The following is a 2654-nucleotide window of genomic DNA, read 5'->3' on the forward strand; positions in this document are numbered from 1 at the left end:
GGGGGAGGCGGGAAGGGCGGGAGGGCGGCGTCAGAGACTCTCGGGGTGGACGGCCTCGGAGAACGCCCCGCTGTCACCGGTGAGGTCCTCGGGGATCACGCCCTGACGGGCCGGGTGGTCCTCGAAACTCGGCGTCGCCAGGCGCGGGCCCTGCCCGTCGAGCGGCACGATGATCGAGTCGCCGACCCCGATGCTGAACTGCTTGCCGCGGACCGAGAACGCGAACGGTTCTCCGGTCGTCGTCTCCTCGGCCGCGACCTGCATCTGGTGCTGCTCGACGCGAATGCGCGCCCGGGTGCCCTTGACCCGCAACGGGAACGCGAGCACCGGCCAGTCCACCGGCAGGCGCGGGTCGAAACTGACGTCGCCGCGGTGGTCACGCAACCCGGCGAATCCGTGCACGAGGGCGTTCCAGACCCCGCCGGCCGAAGCGATGTGCACCCCGTCGACGGTGTTGTGGTGCAGGTCGGCCAGGTCGACGTACAGGCCCGAGACGAAGTAGTCGTAGGCCATCTCGTGGTACCCGACCTCGGCGGCGATGATCGACTGCACGACCGCCGAGAGCGAGGAGTCACCGGTGGTGATCGGGTCGTAGTACTCGAAGTTGCGGCGCTTCTCCTCGGCGGTGAACGAATCTCCCTGAAGGAAGAGCGCGAGCACGACGTCGGCCTGCTTGAGCACCTGGAACCGGTAGATGACCAGCGGGTGGTAATGCAGCAGCAGCGGCCGCTTGCCCTCGTCGGTGCCGGGCAGGTCCCAGAACTCCTTCTCCAGGAACTGGTCGTCCTGCGGGTGGATGCCCCGCTCCTCGTCGTAGGGGATGACCATGCCCTCGGCGCACCGGGTCCAGATGCGCACCTCGTCACGGCCCAGGTCGAGCCGGTGCGTCATGCGGGCGTGCGCCTGCGGGTCGGTGGCCTCGAGGTGTTGCACCGCCGCCGCGGCGGCCCGCAGGTTCGCCCGGGCCATGACGTTGGTGAACAGGTTGTTGTTCACCACGGTCGTGTACTCGTCCGGGCCGGTCACGCCGTGGATGTTGAACGTGTGCCGCCCGTCGGACTTGCGCCAGAAGCCCAGGTCGCTCCACATGCGGGCCGTCTCGACGAGGATGTCGACCCCGTCGGTGGCGAGGAACTGCTGATCCCCGGTGGCCTCGACGAACTTGCCGACGGCGTAGGCCACGTCGGCGTCGATGTGGTACTGCGCGGTGCCGGCGGCGTAGTAGGCCGAGGCCTCCTCGCCATTGATCGTGCGCCAGGGAAACAGCGCTCCACGCTGGCTCATCTCGGTCGCGCGCTCGCGGGCCAGCGGCAACTGCTTGACGCGGGCGCGCAGCGCGTTTCGAGCCACGACCGGAGAGGTGTACGCCAACTGCGGCAGGACGTAGACCTCGGTGTCCCAGAAGTAGTGGCCCTCGTACCCCGATCCGGACACGCCCTTCGCCGCGATGCCGAGCCCGTCGGCGCGAGCCGTGGCCTGGGCCAACGCGAAGAGGTTGAACCGGATCGCCTGCTGGATCTTCGCGTCTCCGGCCACGACCACGTCGGTGTTGAGCCAGTACTCATCGAGCCACGCGCGTTGTTCGGCGAGGTAGTGCGCCGCGCCCTTCTCACGCGCGCGGTCGAGGGTACGGCGGCACCGGTCGAAGAGCTCGCGCGCCGGCACGCTCGTCGCCGTGTGGTAGGTGAGCATCTTCGTGATCCGCACCGGCACACCCTCGCGGGCCGTGACCGTGTAGACCTTCTTGCCCATGTCCGCCTCGGTGACGATGAGCTCGGAGTACTCGTTGCCGGTGTCGATGGCATGGTCGGCGCCGACCGCGAGCGTCATGCCCGAGTGGGCGGTCTCGTAGCCGAGGATCATCCGCCGCTCGGAGTGCCAGTCGCCGCGCGGCAGCAGCACCCGCTCCTTGAACGACGCCGCCCGGCGCGGGTCGAACCCGGCCGCCTTCGCGGTGCGCGAAGCGTCGTGGTCGTCGGTGCCGTCCTGGCGGTTGAACAGTTGGCTGGAGACGACGATGGGTGCCTCACCGTCGAGCATCTCGATCTCGAGGTCGATCATGGCCAGGTGACGTTCGGTGAACGAGATCATCACCGTGGAGTCGATGCGCACACGCTTGCCGCTGGGGGTGCGCCACACGAGGTGGCGGGTGACCGTGCCGGCCCTGAAGTCGAGCACCCGCTCGTACTCCTCGAGCTCGGCGTCGGCCAGGGTGAGGGCCTCGTCGTCGACGTAGATCTTCATGACCTTGCCGTCGGGCACGTTGACGATCGTCTGCCCGGTCTTGGCGAAGCCGAAGGCCTGCTCGGCGTGGCGGATCGGCCACGTCTCGTGGAACCCGTTGATGAACGTGCCGTGCGCCACCGCCGGGCGGCCCTCGATCGGGTTGGCGCGCATGCCGAGGTAGCCGTTGCCGAGGCTGAACAGGGTCTCGGTGGCGCCCAGGTCGCTCAGGTTGAAGCCGGTGTCGACCAACCGCCACTCGTCGACCGGGAAACGCATGCGGTCGATACCCTCGAAACCGCGCTCCAGCGGGCTCACGGGAGGAGCTCCGCGAGGTCGGTGACGACGACGTCCGCGCCGAGTTCGGTCAACCGGTCGGCGCCGGCGCCGCGGTCGACGCCGACGACGAGGCCGAACGCGCCGGCCCGGCC

General features: G+C 69.2%; 1 protein-coding gene. It reads right to left on the reverse strand.

Annotation, left to right across the window (positions count from 1 at the left end):
* Nucleotides 1–30 precede the first annotated feature (30 nt).
* Entirely contained in the window at nucleotides 31–2502 is a 2472-nt protein-coding gene (locus KD1_RS06040; RefSeq protein ID WP_083542163.1) for a glycoside hydrolase family 65 protein, read from the reverse strand.
* Between the last annotated feature and the right edge of the window lie 152 nt (nucleotides 2503–2654).

The sequence above is a fragment of the Kribbia dieselivorans NBRC 106261 genome (assembly GCF_001552435.1).
GTDB lineage: Bacteria > Actinomycetota > Actinomycetes > Actinomycetales > Dermatophilaceae > Kribbia > Kribbia dieselivorans.